The following is a 21,393-nucleotide window of genomic DNA, read 5'->3' on the forward strand; positions in this document are numbered from 1 at the left end:
TCGTGCCTTCGAACAACCGGGGAGGCGCGCTCCTGGTGAAGTGTCCGCGCGACCGGGAGCACTTCAGCTGCTCGCAGGCTCGTTACCGGGAGTTCCACCACTGGTATGCCGTGGCCGCCAGCTCCGGTAGGAGCAGGTGCGTGCGGCGAAGACAGCGGCCGAGGTCGGGTTCGAGGGAGCGTAGCTGCCAGACGTGCTGGATGCCCATGTCGTGCAGCTGTGCCGCGTCGAGATCGCACTTTCCGGTGAGGGCCAGAACGGGTGTGCGGTGTTCGCGTGCCAGCGTGGCAACGGCGCTGGGCGCCTTTCCGCAGTTGCTCTGCGCGTCCAGTGCGCCTTCACCGGTGATGACCAGGTCGTGGTGGTGGATGCGGTCGGGCAGGTCGGTGGTTTCGAGGACGTATTCTGCTCCGGACCTGCGTGTTGCGTTGAGCACGGCCAGCGCTGCGTAACCGACGCCGCCGGCGGCACCGGCGCCGGCTTGATCGACAGCCGTACGGTCGAGAAGGTCGGCGAACCGCGTGAGTCCGGTTTCCAGCTCCCGTACCTGGTCGGTGGTCGCGCCCTTCTGAGGCCCGTAGACGGCTGCGGCCCCGTTGTCGCCCAGCAGCGGGTTGGTGACGTCGGTGGCAAGCGTGAACGGAACTGCGCGGAAACGCGCCTTGAGCCCCTCGGGCACGAGGACGTGGGCCAAGCGGGTCAGTGCGCCACCACCCGGTGATAGCTCTCTCCCGTCCTCGTCGAGCAGGTGCACGCCGAGTGCCTGCAGCATTCCGGCTCCGCCGTCGGTGCTGGCGCTGCCGCCGACGGCCAGAGTCGTGCTCGTGCACCCGTGCTCGTAGGCGGCCATGATCAGCTCGCCGAGACCGTAGGAGGTGGCTCCCAGCGGGTCCGGTCGCGCGTTCGGGAGCTTCGCGAGGCCGCAGATGTCGGCGAGTTCGATGACGGCGTGACCGTCGCACTCGGCGAAGCCGGTCCTGACCGGGTCGCCGAGTGGACCGCTGGCTCGGACGGGCGTCCACCGGTATCCGGCGCGCAGGACGGCTTGGAGCGTTCCCTCGCCTCCATCGGCGACCGGGTGTACGGATACCTCGGCGTGCGCGTCGATTTCGTTGATGCCCTGCTTCGTCAGTTGTGCGGCTTCGAGGCCAGTCAGGGATCCCTTGAACTTGTCCGGCGCCACGAGGACCCGTGTGATGGTCATCAGGATGCCACTCCGAGCAGTGCGGCAGCGGTGGGCACGAGCGCGATGATGATGAGGCCGCCCAACACGTCGAAGAACAGGCCGCAGCGGATCATCTGGGTGATCCGCACCGCCCCCGAGCCGTACACGATGGCGTTCTGCGGGGTGGCCACGGGGAACATGAACCCGAACGACGCGGCGAACACGCCTGCCAGCGCCGGGACCAGGGGGTTGATCCCGGCTGCGACGGCCAGCGGGATGATGATCGGTACGACCACGGCGGCCGAGGCGGTGTTGCTGGTCGTCTCGGAGATCAGGATGGCCATGGCGACCGCGAAGACGGTCAGCGCGAACGGGGTCGCCACGCCGAACGTGTCCGATGCTGTGACGCCGATGGTTTCGGCGAGTCCGGTCTCCTGCAGCAGGGACCCGAAGATGAGTCCGCTGCCGAACAGCAGGATCGTGCCCCAGTCGATGTTGGTCGCGTCCTGCCACGTCAGCGTCGTCTCGCGTCGCGCCCAGTTCGTGGGCAGGATGAACAGCAGTCCGGCGCCGATGATCGCGACGACCCCCTCGTCCAGCCGTCCCTCGATGACGTCGTAGAGGGTCGAGTTGGTGCCGGTGGTCAGCGCGAACGCGGACGGGGTGATCCAGAGCAGCACCGTCGTCGAGAACGCGACCAGCGTGTTGAGCTCCGCACGGGACAGGCGTCCCATGCGTTGCCGTTCGCGTGCGACGTACTCCTGTACACCACTGATCCTGCGGACCTCGGGCTTGTTGAGCAGGAGGAGCACCGCGGCGAGCACCACGAACATCACGGTGCAGATGGGCAGGGCCATCGCGGTCCACTGTCCGAAGGTGATCTGCGTTCCGGTGGCTTCTTCGATGAGTGCGCGGCCGATGAGGTTCGGTGGGGCGCCGACCGGGGTGAGCAGACCGCCCACGCTGGCCCCGTAGGCGAGCATGAGCATCAGCGCGGTCCCCACTCGCAGATGACGGGGGTCGATGTTGCCCGCAGGGTGGCCTCGTTCCCGAAGCAGACGTGAGATGACACCGAGAATGCCCAGCGCAGTGGGCAGCAGCATGGCGACGGTGGCCGTGTTGGACACGAAGGCCGAGAGCACGCAGGTGATACCGCCGAAGGCGAGGATGATCCGTGGAGTACTGCGGCCCACGCCGGGGATCCCGAGCACGGCGAACGAGAAACGCCGAGTCAGGCCGTGCTTGAGCATCGCCTGCGCCAGAATGAAGGCCCCCACGAAAGTGAGGATGGTCGAGGATCCGAAGGGGGCCAACACCTCGTCAACGGGCGCGACACCCAGCAACACGATCGCCGCGACGCCGAGCAGACCGCTGATGGGAATCGGCAGCGCTTCGGTGATCCACATCGTGATCACTCCGAGCAGCACCGCCGCCAGCATGTGCTGATCGGTGGACAGTGGCAGGGGCAGCAGCGCGAACCCGACCGCGATCACAGGGGCCAACCACAGCCCGTGGGTCTGCCGGAAACGCTCGAACTTCTCCTCGCCGCGAGACAGTTCAGGCCGCACCTGCTCGGTTCTGCTCTCGCTGTCGTCACCTCCGGCGTCGTCGTCGGTTGTCGTGTGTGGAATTCCGGTGTTGGTCACAGCTCCTCCATCCGCATGCAAGGTGGCCATCACTGTGGGGCCGATCACTGCAAAGGTCCAAGACATCCTGGCTCGGCCCGCGATAGGTTTTGCCTATTCGGGATGGAGGAACGGGATGGATTCGCGACAGTTGGGCTATTTCCTGGCGGTCGTCGACCAGGAAGGGTTCGTGCGTGCCGCCGAGCACCTGCACCTGGCGCAGCCGTCGCTGTCACAAGCGATCAGGGCGCTGGAACGGCAGCTCGACACCCCGTTGTTTCACCGCCACAGTCGGGGGGTCACGCTCACCGAGGCGGGCCGTGCCCTGGTCGGGCCGGCTCGACAGGTGGTCCGCGACCTGCAAACAGCGGGTGAGACGATCAATGCGGTCAAGGGTTTGCGGCATGGCCGGATCGACGTCGTCAGCATGCCCTCGCCCGCTATCGCCCCGCTCAGTGACCTGATCAGCGACTTCGGGCGCCGGGCTCCCGCCGTCACCGTCAACGTCGTCGCCGCCGCCACGGCCGAGCGGACTCTCGAGATCGTTCATTCCGGTTCCTGCGAAATCGGCGTGCTCGGAACCCCGTATCCCTTGCACGATGCGAACCTGACGACCCGGCGGTTGCGCAGCCAGCGTTTCGTGCTCATCACCAGCGGAAACGACGACTCGCCCGAGGGCACCCTCCGTCGTGAGGAGCTGGCGGGCCGGCGCCTGATCGTCGGCCCCCGCGGCACCGGCATGCGCCTGTTGATCGAGGAGATGCGCAGTCACGGTGTCGATCTGAGCGTGGTGGTCGAAACCGAACACCGCGAGCAGGTCCTCACGCTGGTCGCCAACGGAGTCGGCAGCGCCGTCCTCACCGACGGCTGGGCGTCCGTGGCCCGCAGGATGGGTTTGCGCGTGCTCGACCTCGAACCGCCTGCGCACCTCGATCTGTGGATGGTCACCCGCCAGGCTCCGATCACTCCCGCGGCCCAGGAATTTTGGGACATGGTCGCTCAGGACGACCAGTCGACATAGGCTCTACCTATTGCATTGCCAGTGAGGATCTGTTGGACTTCTGCCGCGATGGTGACCTTCACTGAGACGGGAGCACAGCACGTCCCGTGCCCCGACATCGCTCCTGGAGGAGGTCCCATGACCACGCGCACCTTCCACATCGCCGCGATCCCCGCCGACGGTGTCGGCACGGAGGTACTCGAAGCAGGCAGAACGCTTCTGGACGCGCTCGCCGCGGACTCGGGCGGGGAGTTCGCCTTCGAGTGGACCGACTACCCGTGGGGAACCGACTATTACCACCGCACTGGTCAGATGATGCCCGATGACGGGCTTGACCAGCTGCGGGATGTCGACGCGATCTACTTCGGCGCGGTGGGAGCACCTGAAGTGCCCGATCACGTCACTCTGTGGGGACTCCGGCTGGCGATCTGCCAGGGATTCGACCAGTGGGCCAATGTCCGTCCGGTCACCTTCCATCCCGGTGTCACCAGCCCCCTGCGCACGATCGATGACACCTCGCTGGACTGGGTGGTGGTTCGGGAGAACAGCGAAGGCGAGTACTCCGGACTCGGCGGACGCAACCTCGCCGGGCGCGGACCCGGCAACGAGGTCGCCGTGCAGTCGTCACTGTTCACGGAGACCGGGTGCGAACGCATCGTCCGCTTCGCCTTCGACCTCGCCCGCACTCGACAGCGCAAGGTCGTCACCAGCGTCACCAAGAGCAATGCCCAGCAGCACGGCATGGTCCTGTGGGACGACGTCTTCGCCCGCGTGGCCGCCGACTACCCCGACGTCGAAGCCAACAGCTGCCTGGTCGACGCCATGGCCGCCCGGTTCGTGCTGCACCCCGAAGACCTCTCCGTCGTGGTGGCCTCGAACCTCCACGCCGACGTCCTGTCCGACCTCGGAAGCGCGCTGGCCGGCAGCCTCGGGCTCGCCACCAGCGCCAACCTCAACCCCGAACGGCGCACCCCGTCCATGTTCGAACCCGTGCACGGCAGCGCACCGGACATCGCCGGCAAGGGCATCGCCAACCCCATCGGCGCCATCGGCAGTGCCGGTCTCATGCTCTCGCACTTCGGACTCCACGATGCCGCCACCCGAGTTCGCGACGCCATCGACGCGACGACCGCAGCCGGTGTACTCCCCGCCGACCTCGGCGGGGACGCGACCAGCAAACAGATCACCGAGGCCGTCCTCGACCATCTCGAGACTGCCCGGTGATCGAGGGAGCCGGGTCTTGACCTGGCACGTCGAGCATCGCTCGGTAGAAAGGACCGGGCGCAGCCGAGCGCTGGACGTGTGATCGGAGAAGCGGATCAGGTCCCGAGCACCAGTCGTTCCCGATGGGGGAGGACGTGGGCGCAGTGGTCCGGCACGTTGTTGCCCATGGGGTTCAGGCCGGGCCGGTGCGTGCGGTACAGCCTTTCCCGTCGCAGAAGGTGATCACGGTGTTGTCGCGCAGGCAGAGGTTCTTGGGCCGGTCGGGGGCTCGTGGTCGGTCGCCGGTGTTGCCGTGGCGGGTAGCGGTCTCCGGGGTGGTGGTTGGTCCAGTGGGAGTCCATGCGGAGTCCGCAGAGTCCGCGCTGAAGGAGACCGGTGAGTAGGTGGGTGCGTGTGCTGCCGTCCTTGGTGGGGCGGGCGGCGCGGATGGTCTGGGCGGCGACGAAGTCGGCTTCGTTGACCAGTGCCGGGGTTTCTGCTCGGACGCTGACCTACCGCTTTGCCGGCAACGGTGGATTCGGCCCCGTGCCTCCCCACCAGTAGGTCAGCGTCGAACTCGCGATCCCCGCGCCGACCACAAGGCGCTTGTTCACCAGCACATGATCGCCGAGCAAAAAACACCACACCGTCCTCGACCCGCCGATCTGCCTGCGTCGGCCCCGTTCCGCTGCTGAAGGACCAACTTTTCAGGACCGACGAGGTCGTCCGCAAGAGGAAGAGCGAGCTGCGTCGGAAACACCCCAAGTTCTCCCCGAAGCAGCAGACCGAACCGCGGCGGATGCACGCCACCGGCGACTACAGCATCATCGACCTGACCGAGCTGTTTTCCGTGTCCTGGCCGGCTGCCTACCGCACGCTCCAACACCGTGGTGGATCGTGACACGTTCCTTACCAGCACTTTTCCCCGCATGGCGGGGTGAAGTCAGGCCGTCGAAGTTCGGTGGTACGAGAGCACCACCGCGGCCGGGCCCCCTTTCCGAGCCGGTCTCGAGCCTTTCCGCCGGATTGCTCCCGCTGCTCGCGAAGCGCGGCGTTTTTCCCGCACACGAGCGGGGGGCTTTACTGCTCACGCGGTGCTTGCTATGCATCTTCCCCAAGATCGCCGTGGGCACGGGCCAGCGCCCGGAGCGTCCTTCTCCACGGTGTCCCACTGCCCGCAGGAGGAATTCGATGCGCGTATGGCGCAACCACGTCGCCACTGCCGTTGCGTGCGTGCTGACCGTCATGACGCTCGCCGTACCGGCTCGGGCCGGGACCGACGTGGCGAGACCCGCCGGGGCACGAGGACCGGCGTTGAGCGCAGATTCCGACGATCTCGCTCGGAGCCTGGAGTGCGGTGCGAACCTGGCCGACAGCACCGAAAAGCCGGTACTGCTGGTTCCGGGAACGACGTTGAATCCCACCGCGGAGTACGCGTGGAACTACCAGCGCGCGTTCGAGCGTCAGCACCGCCCGTACTGCACGGTGCGACTTCCCGGCAACGCGATGGGTGACATCCAGGTCGCTGCGGAATACGTCGTGCACTCGATTCGCACCATGTACCGGCTCAGCGGCCGACGAGTGCAGATTCTCGGTCACAGCCAGGGCGGCATGGTGCCCCGGTGGGCCTTGAAGTTCTGGCCGGACACCCGCGAGCGGGTGGACGACGTCGTCGCGCTGGCGGGCAGCAATCACGGCACCGTCGATGCCAACGCCCTCTGCGCGCCAGCGGTGGGTTGCGCTCCGTCCATCTGGCAGCAGCGCACGAACAGCGATTTCCTCCGCGTGCTGAACTCGGGCGGGGAGACCTACCCGGGCGTTTCCTACACGAACGTCTACACCACCCTCGTCGACGAGGTCGTCCAGCCCAACCTCACCGACAGCGGCTCCACACCGCTGCACGGAGGCGGAGGCGACATCACCAACGTCGCCGTCCAGGACATCTGCCCCACGCACGTCACCGACCACCTGCTCGTGGGCACGTCCGACCCCGTCGCCTACGCCCTGGCGATGGACGCTCTCACCCGTGCCGGCCCGGCCAGACCCGAGACGATCGACGAATCGGTGTGCACGCGTGCATTCCAACCCGGTGTGAACCCGGCGACCTTTCCCCTCCACATGGCGAAGATGACCACCACGGTCACGCGGACCCTCGCGCTGCATCCGCATGTTGCCCGAGAACCGGAGCTGAAGCCCTACGCGCAGGACCTGGGAGGCGACCAACAGCTCGTTTCGGAATGATCGGCGTGTCTGATGGTGCGGGTCGATCGGTCTGCGCAGGGCTGCGGTGCGATCGAGGAGTTGGTCCCCGAGGAGTCGTGGCTGGTCTCCTACCGCGAACTTCGCACTTCTTTCCGGAATGAGCTTTAGGGCAGTCCCGCGTGGGGAGTGTCGACTCGAGTCGTCAGTAGCTTGGCCTCGCGGGCGTGCTTGCGAGCTCCTTCGTGGAAGTCGGGCGCGGTGCAGAGGAACAGCGTGCGACCATCGGTTCCGCCGAGCATGCAGGCGAAGACGCCGGTTCCGACCTGGATCTCCTCGCTGATCTCGCCGCCCGGGTGCACTCGCAGGACCCGGCCGCCCACGGCGTCAGCGATCCACAGCGCTCTGTCCGCGTCCGTGCAGCACCCGTCGGCACCGACGACCACGTGGGCGAGCAGCTTCTCGAGTTCCCGATCGGTGGGTGGTTCCCCGAACTCGGCCCAGGTGCGGCGGTTGGTCAGGCCACCGTCCTCTGCGATGTCGAACGCGGTCACGCGGTTGCCGAAGGTCTCGCAAACCAGCAACGTGCCGTCCTCGGTGATCACGCTGCCGTTGGGGAACCACATGTCGTCGGCGACCTTGCCGACGGTTCCGTCGGGATCGACGCGCAGCAGACCGGCCGGCTCGAGAGGGGCGCCGCCCATGAGGTCGAAACCGAACTCACCGACGAACGCCCTGCCACGGGAGTCGACGACCATGTCGTTGAGGTGCCCGTTGACGTGGCCGGAGAGGTCGGCGTGGGGCACCAGGGTGCCGTCGGTCTCGCGGCGCAGCAGCCGCGCATCACGCATCGAGATCACCAGCAGCCGGCCGTCCGGTAGCCATCCGAGTCCGGAGGGTTGCTGAGGCACCTCGGCCTCGACCCGAAGATCGCTGCCGTCCTCCGCTGCCGAGTACACGCGGAACGTGTAGAAGTCCGAGAACCATATCCTTCGGTCGTGCCAGCGAGGGCCTTCCAGGTAGGCCAGGCCCGTCACGGCGGTGTTGATCTCGCGGCTCAAGTGTCCCCCTTCGAAACGACGGGCTCAGCAGCGTCGAGGAAGCGCTCCAGCTCGGCTTGGACGTTGGATCCGCAGGGTTGGAAGACGACTTCGGTGACCCCGCGGGAGCTGTAATCCTCCAGGAGGCTCCGGACCCGGTCACGGCGTCCGCTGAGCGTGACGTCCTGGAGCGTGGTGCTTCCTCCGGCACGCCAGGCGGCTTGGTCCGCGGCGTTGAGCTCGACGCAGTGTCCGGCGTGGACGGCGAGGTGGCGTTGGTCCCGGGGTGTTTCCTCGACGACGCTCAACCACTCCTCCCCGCCGGGGAGGGCGAGGACGGCATCGGGGCCGCCGAACTCGTACGCGCTGTGGAACGACAGGGCCCAGCCCGGACCACCCGCGGAGCGCGCGTGCTCGGAGTCGTCGTCCTCTCCCTCGTCGAGCACCGTGCCCCACGCGAGATAAGCGGCCCAGGAGTGGTCGGCGATGAAGTCCGGGAGCTGCAATGTGGTGAAGAGGCCGTCGCCGAGTTCGTTGGCGATCTTGTTGCCCTTGGGGCCGAGGGCGCTGATGAGGACCGGGACGTCGATGGGGCGGGCGGGCGCGTGCCCGTCGGGGTGCAGCATCTGCATCCGGGCGCCTTCCCATTCCACGACTTCGCCGCGGAGCAGTGCCCGGTACGTACGGATGTAGGATTCCATGAACGCCCAGGAAATGGCGCCGTAGCCCATCGCCCGGCGACCTGTGAACCCCGTGCCGAATGCCACCGCGACGCGGCCGGGTGCGAGCGCACTGAGCGTTGCCGTGGCGGTGGCGTTGACCATCGGGTGACGCAGGCTCGGGACGAGCACTCCGGGGCCCATACCGATGCGCTCGGTGCGCTGCGCGGCGAGCGCCAGAGTCATCCACACGTCCGGGCTCTGCTGCGGGGTGTCGTACACCCATGCCCGGTGGTAGCCGAGGCGCTCGGCCAGCGCGATGTTGTCAGGAGAGTCCAGGTCGGTGGGAAACGCGCAGGACACGTCCATTGGCGCCCTCCTTCCGGCCGGTGGTTCCGGGGTCAGCCTCGCCGCCGCGACGTTCACCGACCGCAGCGCTAACTGAGCGCATAGTTATCGCCTCTGGTGTGGTGTGTCAAGTCACAGCCGCCTGCGTTTCGGAGATGGCTGCGCACCACCCGCAGGCGCCACCTCCAGAGGGTCCGGGCAGGCGGAAGGGAGGCAACCATGGACGCCGAGCATCCCGGCGTGGCGTCGCGTGGCGAGCGCGTGGTGCTCTCCGAGGCGGTGGACGAGTCACCGGAGCTGTGGGACAGCGGTTTCGGGGAGGTCGCCGGGAACTTGCTGACATCGGCGGTGCGGTGTTTTTCGGCGAGTGGTTTCCACGGAACGACGAACAGGGACATCACCTCGGTCATCGGTCTGCCCCCCGGGGGGCGCTTTGTGTGCACTTCCCCTCGAAGGAACGCGTACTCTTCGAAATCATCCGAACCGGGCACGAAAGCTCGCTCGGAGCTCTCGAAGAGGTGGAGGACAGCGATAACGCACTCTCACGCACGAGAGCGCTCGTCGAGCGGTTCGTCGGCCGGCACGCCCGGCATCACGTGGTGGGGCGAGTCAGCCAGTGCGAGCTGGAGGCGCTGGCACCGGAGCACTACGACGAGGTGCTCGGACCGCGCCGGCGGTCCACGGCGATGTTCCGAGAGGCCGTCACCCGGGGAATCGAAGAGGGAGCTTTCGTCGACATCGACGTACCCCGCGTCGTACGTGCCATGCTCTCCTTGGGCGTCGACCTCGTCCGGTGGTACAGGCCCGACGGGCGGGACGCGCCCGAGCAGCTCGGCGAATTCTGTGCTGATCTCGCACTGGGCATGGTGACGAGCCGGGACGACGACGCGACGAACCCGGCCGGGCAGGACCGTTCCACTCGTTGAGGTCGGCACGCGGTGACGAAGTGCTCTCCGCCCGGCGCTGCAGTGATTGTGCTGTTTACCGTGATGGTCACGATTCGCTGTCGCGACGTCGCCCGTGGGTGAGCGCCAGGCTCGTTGTTGCTGCAGGGTGACGAGCGTGGTTGTCCGCCACGGCGGCAACGGTCCGAGGACGGTCTGCTCGTCGTGCGCCAAAATCCGCCCGCGCACCATCACCGACCGGACGACACTCCTCAAAGGACTCGAGCGGGTCCGAGAGCAGGACTTCGCCACCATCGACAACGATCTCCTCGCGCCGTCCCGCCCGATCCGGGACGGCGCGGCACCCTGGCGGCCATCCTGACTCTCAACGCCCGCGGAGCCGGTTCGTACGCCGATCACCGTCCCGACGACGGAGAGGGGGCGGTTCGGGAACCTTCACCGAGGCACCCCGCTCAGCTGCCGCGAACGCGCGACACGGCCATGAACAGGCACGTCGGTGACCAGATCGGTTTCAGATGCCCAGTACGGTGAAAACCCCATGCGGGGTGGCCAACAACAGGGTCCACCTCGGCCACGGGCCCACAGGCACCAAACGATCCACACTGAGACGCGGGACCGCGGTGCGGTCGGCGGTGATCCCGTCGGGACTCGCCCCGAACGCCCGAGGGACGCCGAACTGGAGGAAGAAACGATGACGCAGCGCTCGACCGGCCTCCGGTCGTTGATGTCGCCCGGTCGATACGTGCAGGGGCGTGGCGCCCTGGCCGAACTCGGCACGCACGTGGCCCGGCTCGGCGAGCGGCCCCTGCTGGTCGCCGACGACCAGGTGCGGGAGCTGACGGAGGAGCCGATCCGCGCCTCGTTCGAAGCGGCGGGTCTGCCGGTGCTGTTCGAGACCTTCGGCGGTGTGCCCAGTCGCGTCGAGAGCGAACGGGTCGCGGCGCGGCTGCGCGACCACGGCGCCGACGTGGTCGTCGGCGTCGGTGGCGGTGCGCCCATCGACACGGCCAAGGCCGCCGGCGACGATCTCGGCATCCCGCGGGTCAGCGTGCCGACGGTGGCCTCCACCGACGCGCCCACCTCGGCGCTGTCGGTGGTCTACACCGAGGATGGCGCGTTCGAGTCCTACCGGTTCTACGACCGCAACCCGGACGTGGTCGTCCTCGACACCGAGCTGATCGCCAAGGCCCCCACCCACTTCCTGGTCGCCGGTGTCGGTGACGCGCTGGCCACGTGGATCGAGGCCCGCGCCGTCTCCCGCGGTGACGGAACGACGATGACCGGTGATCGCGCCACCCGCGCCGGTACGGCGCTGGCCAAGCTCTCCTGGGACATCCTGTGGGAGTCGGCGCTGCCGGCGGTGCGGGCGGTCGAGCACGACCTGGTCACCCCGGCGGTGGAGGCGGTGGCCGAGGCCAACACGCTGCTGTCCGGCCTCGGTTTCGAGTCCGGCGGGCTGGCCGCCGCGCACGCGATCCACGACGGGCTCACCGCCGTGCCGCACACCCACGCCCTGGCGCACGGGCAGAAGGTCAACATCGGGTCGATCGCCCAGCTGATCCTCGAAGGAGCTCCGAGTTCCGAGATCGAGGAATTCGTCCGGTTCACCGCGCGAGTGGGACTGCCGACGACGTTGACCGAGGCGGGACTGGGCGAGGCGACCGACGACGTGCTGCGCACCGTCGCGGAGGCGGCCACGGCCCCGAGCGAAACGATCCACAACCTGCCGTTCGCCGTGACGGTCACCGACGTGGTGGACGCGCTCAGAGCCGTGGAGGTCTTTGGGCAGCAGGCGCGGGACGAAGCGGGTCTGTCGCGGGCGCAGGCGCCCACCGCTCACGGGTGAGGCGGCGCGGGCGCGCTCGAGCCTCGGCCACCGAGGCCGATGTCGAAGACCTCCAGGACGGCGAGGGCACCGAGCAGGAACAGGTGCTGCACCCGGGGCCCGTGGTCTCGGCGTGGATCCGGGACAGCGTGGTGATCACGTCGTTGCCCTCGGGGACGAGGACCTGGGGGAGCGGCACGGCGGCGCCCTCCGCAGTAGCGACTCGGCTTCGCCGTGCAGCGCGAACCGACCCTAGCGCGGTTCCGATCAAGCGAAGCCCGTCGTGGACGGGCGTAGCGCGGAACGGTTCCCCGCGAAGCAGGTCCGGCCGATGGTGGTCGTCGGTCGGCCGGCAGGTTTCCCCGGATTCGCCGTCGACACGGGCCCACCGGCATGGGCGGTGTGGCGTTCGCGCGTGCGCGGTGCTCGTCCACCAGCGCGGAGGGTCGAGCGGCGGTCCGCGCATCGCGTCGAGGACGAACGGCAGGACATCGATCGTCAGCACCGCGATCGGGCGGGTGAAATCCGGCAACCTCGGCCACTCGGGGCGCGGTGAGGACGGGGGTGCCTCGAGCGGTACCAGGGCGTGGTTGCCGGGGTCGAGCGGCATGCTTGCCCCGCACCCGTGATCCCTTGAGCATCCCCGTGACCGCGGGGCGCGGAGCACGGCCGTGTTGTCCGGTTCGCCCTCGACCCGAACGGCGGTGAGAAGGCTGCCGTCAGCCGCAGGCGGCACCAAGCCCGGTCCTGCCACGACCGTTGCCACGACCACCGACCACCTGCCCGATAAGTGCCGTTGCAGCACTGAGGGCGCGGCGTGAAGCCCGTAACCGGTGGGGAAGCGGTTTGGGCGACCGGCCCACGGGTAGGCCACGCACATGGGCTTTACCCGCGACAAATCCTGTTCGCACGGCCCCGGCCGGTCCTCGGCCGGGGCCATCGGCATCGGTGTCGCCGCCGGGGTGGTGGCTGCGGTCGGCATGATGTTCGGCCGCAAGGCGGCGACGACCGCCAAGATCGGCGAGGGGCACCCCCTCAAGCATCGCGCGCTCGACCTGGCCTCCGGCGTCATGCAGCCGAAGTACCCGCTGGACGCGATGAGCACCTACCTCAACGGCTTCCACATGTACGCCGACGAGATGGGGCGGCAGGTCGAGGCGACGCATTTCTGCGTCCATCTGCGCCATGACCTGCACCAGTGCGTGATTTTCGACCGCAATGCGCCCGATGCCCGCCTGATCGGGATCGAATACATCATCAGCGAGGAGCGTTTTCGCGCTCTGCCCGAAGATGAGAAGAAGCTGTGGCACAGCCACCACTACGAGGTCAAGTCCGGGGTCCTGGCCGCTCCGGGAATTCCCGATATGGCTGAGCACACCTATTTCGACGACCTCGTGACGACCTATGGGAAGACGTTCCACACCTGGCAGTACGATCGCGACGATTTCCCCTACGGAGTCCCGCAGCTGATGATGGGCCTGACAGGGGACGGGCAGGCTGATGAGGAGCTGGTCCGCCGCCGGGACCGCAGGCTCGGCATCTCCACGCGGCATAAGCGGGAGAGCCGGGCCGACATCCCGATGCCGGAGGTGGCCTCGGGCGCCAACCCCTGGGAGAGCGGCCGTACCGTGCAGACACGCCTGGAGGAGATGGACTTCAAGTGGTAGCCACGCCCGGCAACTCGCGGAAGACCAGACCAGCGGCTCGACCGCGAGCTCGCCGATCTGGCTCCCGTCATCCGCCGCGACACCGGGGCATGGTTATGCCTGCTGCGTGACGGCTGGCCCCACGCTCGGCCCCGGGACATCATCGGCGCGCCGAGGGACTTCACCCGATTCGACCGGCGACAGCACGGCGCGCTCGACGTGCCGTGGCTGGCGTGGGCGTGGATCGGCCGCCGGTCACGCTGCTGTCCAGTCGCACCGAGGGCGAGCGCGTCCGCCACAGCGAGCTGTTCCCCGCCCTCCGAGCTCACATCGCACTACTCGAGCCGCACTGACTGACTGGCCGCGCAGCTCGGGCTCAACACCGCAGGTCCGGCTGCGCTGCGATGCCGCCGATGAGGATGTCGACGATCTGGCAGGCCAGGTCGTGCACGTCTTCGTCGGACTGGTCGTCGATCTTGCGGTACCACGTGTCGACGGTGTTGAGGCTGCTCAGCAGCGTGCGGGTCGCGAGACTCGCGTCGACTTCCCGCAGTGAGCCGTCCTCGATCCCCTCGGTCACCACCCGGTGAAAGATTCTTTCGTAGTCGCGCCTGAGCTCGTTCAGCGCGACCAGGGAGTCCCGTTGCCGGATCTTCAGCTCGGTCGATTCTTGAGCGCGCACTCCCTGGTGGACGACATGGTGGTAGGCGATATCGCTCATCAGGTTGATCACGTGTGCCAGCGACATCGCTACGAGCCGCTCGCGGCCGGTTCCGTCTCCGTGCGCGTGGGGTTCGACGCGCTCGCGGACGCGTCGCATGCCCTCCTCGTACACCGCGATGAACACGTCGAACTTCGATCGAAAGTGGTAGTAGATCAGACCCTTGGTAGCGCCCACGTCATCAGCGATGTCGTCGATCGTGGTGCTTCCGAACCCCCGGCGCATGAACGCGTCCGCAGCGGCGTCGAGGATCCTCCCCTTGACCCCGCTGTCCACCTCGGAACTTGTACTCAACGACTCCTCCATCGCTCGTCGGACTCCACGTCATCATGCCACCGCGGCCCGTGCGCAGGTCCCTGAACCGGTATTGACTTCGAGTGCTCGCCATCACATACTACTCAGTAGTATCCCTGGTGAGAGGATTATTACCTGTGAGTTTCAGCTTTGACGGCAAGGTCGCCATCGTGACCGGAGCCGGTGGTGGCCTCGGCCGGGCGCACGCTCTGGCGCTGGCCGACCGAGGTGCGAGGGTCCTGGTCAACGACGTCGGCGGGTCCCCGTCGGGCGGAGGGGCCGACGACGGCCCGGCGGCGAGCGTGGTCGCCGAGATCGAACATCGCGGTGGCGAGGCCACGGCCGACCGCTCCGACGTCACCGACGCGACCAGCGCCGACGAGATGGTCGCTCGAGCGATCCAGCGGTGGGGTCGCATCGACATCCTGATCAACAACGCGGGCATTCTGCGGGACAAGTCGTTCGCCAAGGCCGATGTCGACAACTTCCGGAAGGTCCTCGACGTCCACCTGATGGGCTCGGTGCACTGCACGAAGGCTGTCTGGCCGCACATGGTCGAGCAGGGCTTCGGGCGCGTCCTGATGACGACGTCCGCCTCGGGCATCTACGGCAACTTCGGCCAGGCGAACTACGGCGCGGCCAAGTCCGGCGTCGTTGGTCTGATGAACGTGCTCGCGATCGAAGGCGCCCACAAGGGAATCCACGTCAACGCACTAGCGCCAACGGCGGCGACGAGAATGACCGAAGAGCTCATCGACGCCGCTGCGCTGGACGTGCTGACCCCCGAGTCGATCGCACCCGGGGCGCTGTTCCTGGTCTCCGAGGCCGCGCCGAACAAGACGATCCTCGCCGCCGGAGCCGGTGTCTTCGCCGTGGCACGCATGGAGGAGTCCGCCGGCGTATATCTGCCCGCGGAGGCGCGCTCTCCGGAGAGCATCGCCGAGCGCTGGGGCGAGATCAGCGACATGTCCGCGTCCGTGGTCACCGGATCCGCGTTCGAGCAGACGAACCGTTACGTCGCGCTCGCCGGTGAACACCACCATGCGACGGGAGCAGCACAGTGAGGGAAGCAGTCATCGTGTCCACCGCCCGGACGCCGATCGGCAGGGCCTACCGAGGGGCGTTCAACAACACCTCCGGGCAACATCTCGCCGCGCACGCGCTCACCGGAGCGCTCGGCAAGGCGGGCCTCGACGGCACGGATGTCGAGGACGTCGTCCTCGGGTGCGCGAGGCCGGAAGGATCGACCGGTTTCAACATCGCACGCCAGGCCTCCCTGCGCGCGGGCATGACCGTTGACCGGCAATGCTCCTCGGGCTCGATGGCGATGGCGATGGCGATGGCGATGGCGATGGCGACCGCCGCGAAGCAGATCGGCTCCGACGGGAGGTCGGTGGCCGTCGGCGGCGGGGTCGAGTCGACCCCCCCGGTCCAGAACGATCACAAGAACCGCTTCCGCGAAGTCGATGAGTGGTTGGCCCGGGAAGTTCCGGCCATCTGCATGCCGATGCTGGAGACCGCGGAGGTCGTCGCCGAGCGCTACGGCGTCGGCCCGGAGGAGCAGGACGCGTTCGCTCTGGCGTCGCAGCAGCGCACCGCCGCGCAGGAGCGGGGCTTGTTCGCCGACGAGATCGTCCCGCTCTCCGGTACGAGACTCCGGGTGGACGAGGCGACCGGGGAGTCCCGCTCCGAGGCCTTCCGGCTCGACGAGGACGAAGGCGGTCGCCCGTCGACGACGATCGACGGGTTGTCCGCACTGCCTCCGGTGCTCACCGGCGACGATGTCGCCGGCCGACCTTCCGTCACGGCGGGCAACGCTTCGCAACTGTCGGACGGTGCTTCCACCGCGGTGCTGATGGAAGCCGGCGAGGCGTCCCGCCGCGGTCTCGAACCGCTCGGGACGTACCGGGGTGTCTCGGTGGCGGGGTGCCCGCCGGCCGAGACGGGTACCGGGCCGGTCTTCGCGGTCCCGAAACCGCTGGCACAGCACGACCTGTCGATCGACGACATCGACCTCCGGGAACTGAACGAAGCGTTCGCCTCGCAGGCACTGTTCTGCCGAGACGAGCTCGGACTGGACTCCGGCAAGGTCAACGTCAACGGCGGCACCGTCTCCATCGGCCACCCCCACGGCATGTCCGGGGCACGGCTGGTCGGTCACGCCCTGCTCGAAGGCCTGCGTCGCGGGTCGCGCCATGTCGTCGTCACGATGTGCGTCGGCGGCGGTATGGGTGCCGCCGGATTGTTCGAGGTGGCCTCATGACTCCAGACGCCCTCTTCGACGTCAGCGGCAGGACCGTCGTGGTCACCGGGGGGTCCCGGGGAATCGGCTTGATGATCGCCCGAGGCTTCGTCGAAGCCGGCGCCACCGTCGTCATATCGTCCCGCAAGGCCGAAGCCTGCCAGCAAGCGGCCGACGAGCTGTCCGCATCCGGAACCTGCGTCGCACACCCCGCGGATCTCTCCACGCAGGACGGTATCGCGAGCCTGACCGAACGGGTCCGGGAACTCTCCTCCCGCGTCGACGTGCTGGTCAACAACGCGGGCGCCACCTGGGGCGCGCCGATCGACGAGTTTCCGGACAGCGGGTTCGACAAGGTGTTCGACGTCAACGTCAAGGCGATCTTCGCGCTGACTCAGCAGTTGCTCCCCCAGCTGCGGGCCGCGTCGAGTGCCGAGGACCCCGCACGCGTCATCAACATCGGCTCGGTAGACGGCATCGCGGTCTCGGCCTCCGACAACTTCTCGTACGGTGCCAGCAAGGCCGCCGTGCACATGCTCACGCGCAAGCTCGCCAGCGTGACCGCAACCGACGGGATCACCGTGAACGCCATCGCGCCGGGACCCTTCCCCAGCAAGATGATGGCCCACGCGCTCGACGACCCCGAACACCGTTCCGAGATCGTGGACCGCATACCGCTCGGCCGCCCGGGCGCCCCGGAGGACATCGCGGGAACCGCGGTCTTCCTCGCGTCCCGTGCCGGTGCGTACCTCACCGGCACCGTCATCCCGGTTGACGGCGGCCTGACCGGAGCACGGTGACAACCACCGAACTCGACCGTGGTGGTTCGAGCACTACCGAACGCAGAGCGACAACCACAGCACGACCGCGCTCGAGGCATCGAATTTTCCGTATCACACGTTCCAACGCCTGATCGGCTTTGTCGCGAAGGGTGACAGCATGACACCAGTCATCGCCATTATGTTGATCTACTTCTTGCTCATGTTCGGCATAGGGTACTGGGCGAAATCGCGGGTGAAGTCTTCCAAGGACTTTCTGGTCGCCGGCCAAACGCTCGGTTTCTTCGTGATGGCCGTCGGCACGTTCTCCTCGATCCAGAGCGGCTTCGGAATGATCGGCCACACCGCCAACATCTACTCGTGGGGGCTGCAAGCGATCGTAGCGGCGGCGTTCCTCGTTCCCGTGGCCTTCGCGGTGTCCTGGTTCCTGCTCGGCTCCCGGCTCTACAGGCTGGCGCGGCAGTACGACGTGTACTCCATCCCCGACGTCATCCGCATCAGGTACCCCAGCCGCCCGGCTCATCTTTCGATGTCCATCGCGACGTTCGTCGGCTCGGTCGCCTACATGACCGCTCAAGTCACCGCGACCGGAGTGATCGTCAGCCTCATCTTCGGCACGTCGGTCACCGTCGGCGCGATCACCGGGGCGGCCATAGTGGCGCTCTACACCATCGCCGGCGGGATGCTGGCCGGAGCCTGGACCGACTTCATTCAGGGCTTGCTCATGGTCGTGCTGTCGATCGGGACGTTCTTCGTGGCCACCAATACCGTCGGTGGGTGGAGCACGATGCTCACCACCATCAGCAACCACGACATCGAGTTCCTCCAGCTGGATGCCACGCAACCGCTGACCTATATCTACGCCTTCGCCGTGATGGCGATCCTGGGCACCGCAGCACAACCGCAACTGATCACCAAGTTTCTCATGCTGCGCTCCCCCTCGGAGCTGAAGTGGGGTGCACTGGTCGCCGCGCTGGCATACGGGATCACCACCCTGTTCGCGCTCAGCGTCGGCCTGACGATGCGCGCCCTCACCATCGAAGGACGGGCTCCGGAGCTCGACAACATCGACAACACGACCACATGGTTCTTCAACAACATGGTGCCGCCGGTGTTCGCCGGGTTCGTCCTCGCAGGCCTCCTCGCCGCGATCATGTCCAGTTCGAACTCCTTCATCGCCGTCGGTGCGTCCTCGTTGATGAGGGACCTCCCCAGCGCTCTGGGCATCACCGTTCGCAACGAAGTTCGCTGGGCACGACTCGCCAGCGCGTTCGTCGTGTCGTGTTCACTGGTGTTCGCTCTCTACCTGTCACAAGTGGTCTTCCTGCTCGGCGCGATCGGTTGGGCCGCTTTCGCCGCGGCGATCTTCGGGCCGCTCGCGCTCGGCCTGTACTGGCGGCGCGCCACGGGACTGGCCACCACCGTCGCCATCAGCTTCGGCATTGTCGCGAACCTCGCCACCACTGTTCTCACCGCGCAGGGGATCATTGCGATTCCGACCTACATCCAGACCGGCGGACTCGTCACCTGCCTCGGCATCATGATCTTCATCATCGTCTCCGTCTGCGCTCCCTCCCGCGCTTCCGCGGACAGGTTCACGGAAATGTGGGAACTTCGGGCGGCGGAGAAGACCGCGACCAAGTAGCCACCGCCGACGCGCACGCGACAAGATCTCGACCCAAGGATTTCCGAATGAGTATCGATCGCACGGACAAACTGGTCGGCGCATGCTTCGCGGCAACCACCGCCGCGACCGTCGGAATGTTCTCCAACTACTGGCCCGTCGTGTACTACTCGATTCCCGTGCTGGTGACGCTTTTCATGCTGATGGGCTCACTGGACAAACGTGACGAGTGGAACCCGCCCGCGACCGCCGGCATCGTGTCCTTCGGCCTGGTGCTCGTACTCCTCTTCGGAGTGGCGAACGCGGCGCTGCACGACGGCGGCATCATCGGTGGGCTACCGACCTCGACCGCCGTATTCGTGTACGCGATCTGGCCGGTCGCCACCGTGGTCGGACCGCTGGTGTTCGCCTGGGTCTACCACACGTGGCTCCGCCACGACCTCGAAGACACGGATGCACAACCCGTCGCACAGTAGCTCGCGCGTCGACGGCTTCGCCGTGCTCCCGAAGGTGCCGGCTGTCGCCCGTCGGCAGACGAAGTACCACCGACACGTTCCACCGGACAACGGAAAGGCTCGCGCACTCGTGCCACCCGAAGAGTTCCCGCTGTGTGATGTCCCGAAGCACTTCACCGCCCTTAAGCCGCACACCACCGCTGTACGCTGCGACGGCGACGAGCTGACCTGGGCGGACCTGCACCACGAGAGCAATCGCGTCGCACACGGGTTGCTGCGGTCCGGAGTCTCGGCGGGCAGCATCGTCACACTCGCACTGCCCAACGGAACCGACGTGATCGTGTCCACGTTCGCCTGTTACAAGGTGGGCGTCACCCCCCAACCGCTGTCGCCGAAACTCACCGACACGGAGCGGGATGAGATCCTGACGTTGGCCCGGCCTGCGGCCGTCGTCACCGACGCGAACAACCCTCGCATCGCGGGTGGGGTGACGGTCGACCGGCTTCGCGAGCTCGGGGCGACGGACGAGGACCTCCCGACCGCGATCGCACCCTCCTGGAAGGCCCCGACGTCCGGCGGGTCGACCGGCCACCCGAAGATCATCCTCTCGGGCGGACCTGCGACGTACCGCGGCTTCGATGCGACCGTGTGGGGCATCGGCCCCGCGGATCGGCTACTCGTACCCGCGCCCCTGCACCACAACGCGCCGTTCGCCACGGCGCTGGCCGCCCTGTTCACCGGTGCGACCGTGACGTTGACGAAGAAGTTCGACCCGGTCGGCACTCTCGAGGAAGTGGCCCGCAACTCGATCAGCTGGCTCTACCTCGTACCGACGATGATGCGCCGGATCCACGCCCTGCCCGACGACGTCAAGGAGCAGTACGACCTGTCCTCGCTGATCTCCGTCTGGCACGTGGCCGAGCCGTGCCCGCCGTGGCTGAAACGTGCCTGGATCGACTGGATCGGCCCGAAGGCGGTCTGGGAGCTGTACGGCGGCACGGAAGCGCAGGCAGGATGCACCGTCAACGGACGTGAGTGGTTGGCCCACCCCGGATCGGTGGGACGCGTCGCCTGGGGCGAGATCAAGATCGTAGCCGCCGACGGAACGGACGTGACCTCACCCCGCACGCCGGGTGAGGTCTACATGCGGCCGGAGCCGGGAAACCCCGAGCCCTACCGCTACATCGGCGCGAAGCCGAAAGCGCTCGACGGCTGGGAGTCCCTCGGCGACCTGGGCGAGTTCGACGAGGACGGATACCTGTACCTGCACGACCGTCTGTCCGACACGATTATCGCGGGTGGGGTGAACATCTACCCGGCGGAGATCGAGAACGCCTTGCTCGAGAACGCCTCGGTGCTCTCCAGCGCCGTGATCGGACTACCGGATCCCGACCTCGGTAACCGCGTACACGCCATCGTCGAAACGTCCGGGGACGCGTCGGTGACCGTGGACGCCATCGCCGCACATGTCAGCACTCGACTAGCACCCCACAAGAGACCGACGAGCATCGAGATCGTGCACGAACCATTGCGCGACGACACGGGCAAGATGCGCCGCTCGGCATTACGCGCCCAGCGGCTGGAGCACGCGCCGACGTCGTAGACCCGGCCGCGGTGGTTCGACCGCAGCGACCCCACGAGCCGGCCCGCTGGCCCGGGTTGG

Annotated in this window: 18 protein-coding genes; 13 read left to right on the top strand and 5 right to left on the bottom strand. The window is 67.5% G+C overall.

Annotated features, from left to right (window positions below):
- Positions 1-82 precede the first annotated feature (82 nt).
- Positions 83-1,204 (bottom strand): glycerate kinase, encoded by a 1,122-nt coding sequence (locus FHX42_RS07535; RefSeq protein WP_182543351.1) that lies wholly within the window; start codon positions 1,202-1,204, stop codon positions 83-85.
- Positions 1,204-2,811, bottom strand: a complete 1,608-nt coding sequence (locus FHX42_RS07540) for an SLC13 family permease (protein WP_328795945.1) — start codon at positions 2,809-2,811, stop codon at positions 1,204-1,206. Before FHX42_RS07540 ends, FHX42_RS07535 begins: the two co-directional genes overlap by 1 nt.
- A gap of 115 nt (positions 2,812-2,926) precedes the next feature.
- On the opposite strand from FHX42_RS07540, the gene FHX42_RS07545 reads away from it, so the two are divergent.
- The 4 genes from FHX42_RS07545 to FHX42_RS07560 all read left to right on the top strand — a co-directional run bounded on the left by FHX42_RS07545 (position 2,927) and on the right by FHX42_RS07560 (position 7,234).
- The gene (locus FHX42_RS07545) at positions 2,927-3,811 is read left to right on the top strand and encodes a LysR family transcriptional regulator (protein WP_182543353.1); all 885 of its coding nucleotides are present in this window, start codon (positions 2,927-2,929) and stop codon (positions 3,809-3,811) included.
- 117 nt (positions 3,812-3,928) lie between these two features.
- Entirely contained in the window at positions 3,929-5,014 is a 1,086-nt protein-coding gene (locus FHX42_RS07550; RefSeq protein WP_182543354.1) for a tartrate dehydrogenase, read from the top strand.
- A 375-nt stretch (positions 5,015-5,389) separates the two neighbouring features.
- On the top strand, positions 5,390-5,557 hold the full coding sequence (locus tag FHX42_RS07555; protein ID WP_182543355.1) for a hypothetical protein: 168 nt from the start codon (positions 5,390-5,392) through the stop codon (positions 5,555-5,557).
- Between the two features lie 627 nt (positions 5,558-6,184).
- Entirely contained in the window at positions 6,185-7,234 is a 1,050-nt protein-coding gene (locus tag FHX42_RS07560; protein ID WP_235986926.1) for an esterase/lipase family protein, read from the top strand.
- A gap of 125 nt (positions 7,235-7,359) precedes the next feature.
- Here FHX42_RS07560 and FHX42_RS07565 read toward each other — a convergent pair whose 3' ends face one another.
- Positions 7,360-8,253: an SMP-30/gluconolactonase/LRE family protein gene (locus FHX42_RS07565; protein WP_182543356.1), complete on the bottom strand. Its 894-nt coding sequence runs from the start codon at positions 8,251-8,253 to the stop codon at positions 7,360-7,362.
- Positions 8,250-9,260: an LLM class flavin-dependent oxidoreductase gene (locus FHX42_RS07570; RefSeq protein WP_182543357.1), complete on the bottom strand. Its 1,011-nt coding sequence runs from the start codon at positions 9,258-9,260 to the stop codon at positions 8,250-8,252. Before FHX42_RS07570 ends, FHX42_RS07565 begins: the two co-directional genes overlap by 4 nt.
- Positions 9,261-9,757: 497 nt before the next feature.
- Between FHX42_RS07570 and FHX42_RS27310 the strand changes: the two genes are divergently transcribed.
- From FHX42_RS27310 to FHX42_RS07585, 3 genes are all read left to right on the top strand, one after another.
- Positions 9,758-10,165 carry a hypothetical protein gene (locus FHX42_RS27310; RefSeq protein ID WP_182543358.1) on the top strand — a complete coding sequence of 136 codons (408 nt, stop codon included), beginning with the start codon at positions 9,758-9,760 and terminating at the stop codon, positions 10,163-10,165.
- A gap of 670 nt (positions 10,166-10,835) precedes the next feature.
- Positions 10,836-11,990, top strand: a complete 1,155-nt coding sequence (locus FHX42_RS07580; RefSeq protein ID WP_182543359.1) for a glycerol dehydrogenase — start codon at positions 10,836-10,838, stop codon at positions 11,988-11,990.
- 857 nt (positions 11,991-12,847) lie between these two features.
- Positions 12,848-13,636: an OBAP family protein gene (locus FHX42_RS07585; protein WP_182543360.1), complete on the top strand. Its 789-nt coding sequence runs from the start codon at positions 12,848-12,850 to the stop codon at positions 13,634-13,636.
- 355 nt (positions 13,637-13,991) lie between these two features.
- Here the strand turns inward: FHX42_RS07585 and FHX42_RS07590 are convergent, their stop codons facing one another.
- Positions 13,992-14,630 carry a TetR/AcrR family transcriptional regulator gene (locus tag FHX42_RS07590; RefSeq protein WP_235986928.1) on the bottom strand — a complete coding sequence of 213 codons (639 nt, stop codon included), beginning with the start codon at positions 14,628-14,630 and terminating at the stop codon, positions 13,992-13,994.
- A 137-nt stretch (positions 14,631-14,767) separates the two neighbouring features.
- Here FHX42_RS07590 and FHX42_RS07595 point away from each other — a divergent pair, with 137 nt between their 5' ends.
- The 6 genes from FHX42_RS07595 to FHX42_RS07620 all read left to right on the top strand — a co-directional run bounded on the left by FHX42_RS07595 (position 14,768) and on the right by FHX42_RS07620 (position 21,333).
- On the top strand, positions 14,768-15,694 hold the full coding sequence (locus tag FHX42_RS07595) for an SDR family NAD(P)-dependent oxidoreductase (protein WP_182543362.1): 927 nt from the start codon (positions 14,768-14,770) through the stop codon (positions 15,692-15,694).
- Positions 15,691-16,893, top strand: a complete 1,203-nt coding sequence (locus FHX42_RS07600; RefSeq protein ID WP_182543363.1) for an acetyl-CoA C-acyltransferase — start codon at positions 15,691-15,693, stop codon at positions 16,891-16,893. The genes FHX42_RS07595 and FHX42_RS07600 overlap by 4 nt, the downstream gene beginning before the upstream one ends.
- On the top strand, positions 16,890-17,672 hold the full coding sequence (locus FHX42_RS07605; protein WP_182543364.1) for a glucose 1-dehydrogenase: 783 nt from the start codon (positions 16,890-16,892) through the stop codon (positions 17,670-17,672). Before FHX42_RS07600 ends, FHX42_RS07605 begins: the two co-directional genes overlap by 4 nt.
- Positions 17,673-17,811: 139 nt before the next feature.
- Positions 17,812-19,296: a sodium:solute symporter family protein gene (locus FHX42_RS07610; RefSeq protein ID WP_182543365.1), complete on the top strand. Its 1,485-nt coding sequence runs from the start codon at positions 17,812-17,814 to the stop codon at positions 19,294-19,296.
- Positions 19,297-19,343: 47 nt separating this feature from the next.
- Positions 19,344-19,751, top strand: a complete 408-nt coding sequence (locus FHX42_RS07615; RefSeq protein ID WP_182543366.1) for a hypothetical protein — start codon at positions 19,344-19,346, stop codon at positions 19,749-19,751.
- A 109-nt stretch (positions 19,752-19,860) separates the two neighbouring features.
- Positions 19,861-21,333 (top strand): AMP-binding protein, encoded by a 1,473-nt coding sequence (locus FHX42_RS07620; RefSeq protein ID WP_328795946.1) that lies wholly within the window; start codon positions 19,861-19,863, stop codon positions 21,331-21,333.
- Positions 21,334-21,393: the final 60 nt, after the last annotated feature.

It is taken from the genome of Halosaccharopolyspora lacisalsi (assembly GCF_014137975.1).
Classification (GTDB): Bacteria; Actinomycetota; Actinomycetes; order Mycobacteriales; family Pseudonocardiaceae; genus Halosaccharopolyspora; species Halosaccharopolyspora lacisalsi.

What these genes read in the sequence shown, in the direction of transcription:
- FHX42_RS07535 (WP_182543351.1), bottom strand. Translation starts at nt 1,204, where the DNA reads ATGACCATCACACGGGTCCTCGTGGCGCCGGACAAGTTCAAGGGATCC.
- FHX42_RS07580 (WP_182543359.1), top strand. Translation starts at nt 10,836, where the DNA reads ATGACGCAGCGCTCGACCGGCCTCCGGTCGTTGATGTCGCCCGGTCGA.
- FHX42_RS07570 (WP_182543357.1), bottom strand. Translation starts at nt 9,260, where the DNA reads ATGGACGTGTCCTGCGCGTTTCCCACCGACCTGGACTCTCCTGACAAC.
- FHX42_RS07545 (WP_182543353.1), top strand. Translation starts at nt 2,927, where the DNA reads ATGGATTCGCGACAGTTGGGCTATTTCCTGGCGGTCGTCGACCAGGAA.
- FHX42_RS07615 (WP_182543366.1), top strand. Translation starts at nt 19,344, where the DNA reads ATGAGTATCGATCGCACGGACAAACTGGTCGGCGCATGCTTCGCGGCA.
- FHX42_RS07585 (WP_182543360.1), top strand. Translation starts at nt 12,848, where the DNA reads ATGGGCTTTACCCGCGACAAATCCTGTTCGCACGGCCCCGGCCGGTCC.
- FHX42_RS07550 (WP_182543354.1), top strand. Translation starts at nt 3,929, where the DNA reads ATGACCACGCGCACCTTCCACATCGCCGCGATCCCCGCCGACGGTGTC.
- FHX42_RS07560 (WP_235986926.1), top strand. Translation starts at nt 6,185, where the DNA reads ATGCGCGTATGGCGCAACCACGTCGCCACTGCCGTTGCGTGCGTGCTG.
- FHX42_RS07605 (WP_182543364.1), top strand. Translation starts at nt 16,890, where the DNA reads ATGACTCCAGACGCCCTCTTCGACGTCAGCGGCAGGACCGTCGTGGTC.
- FHX42_RS07610 (WP_182543365.1), top strand. Translation starts at nt 17,812, where the DNA reads ATGACACCAGTCATCGCCATTATGTTGATCTACTTCTTGCTCATGTTC.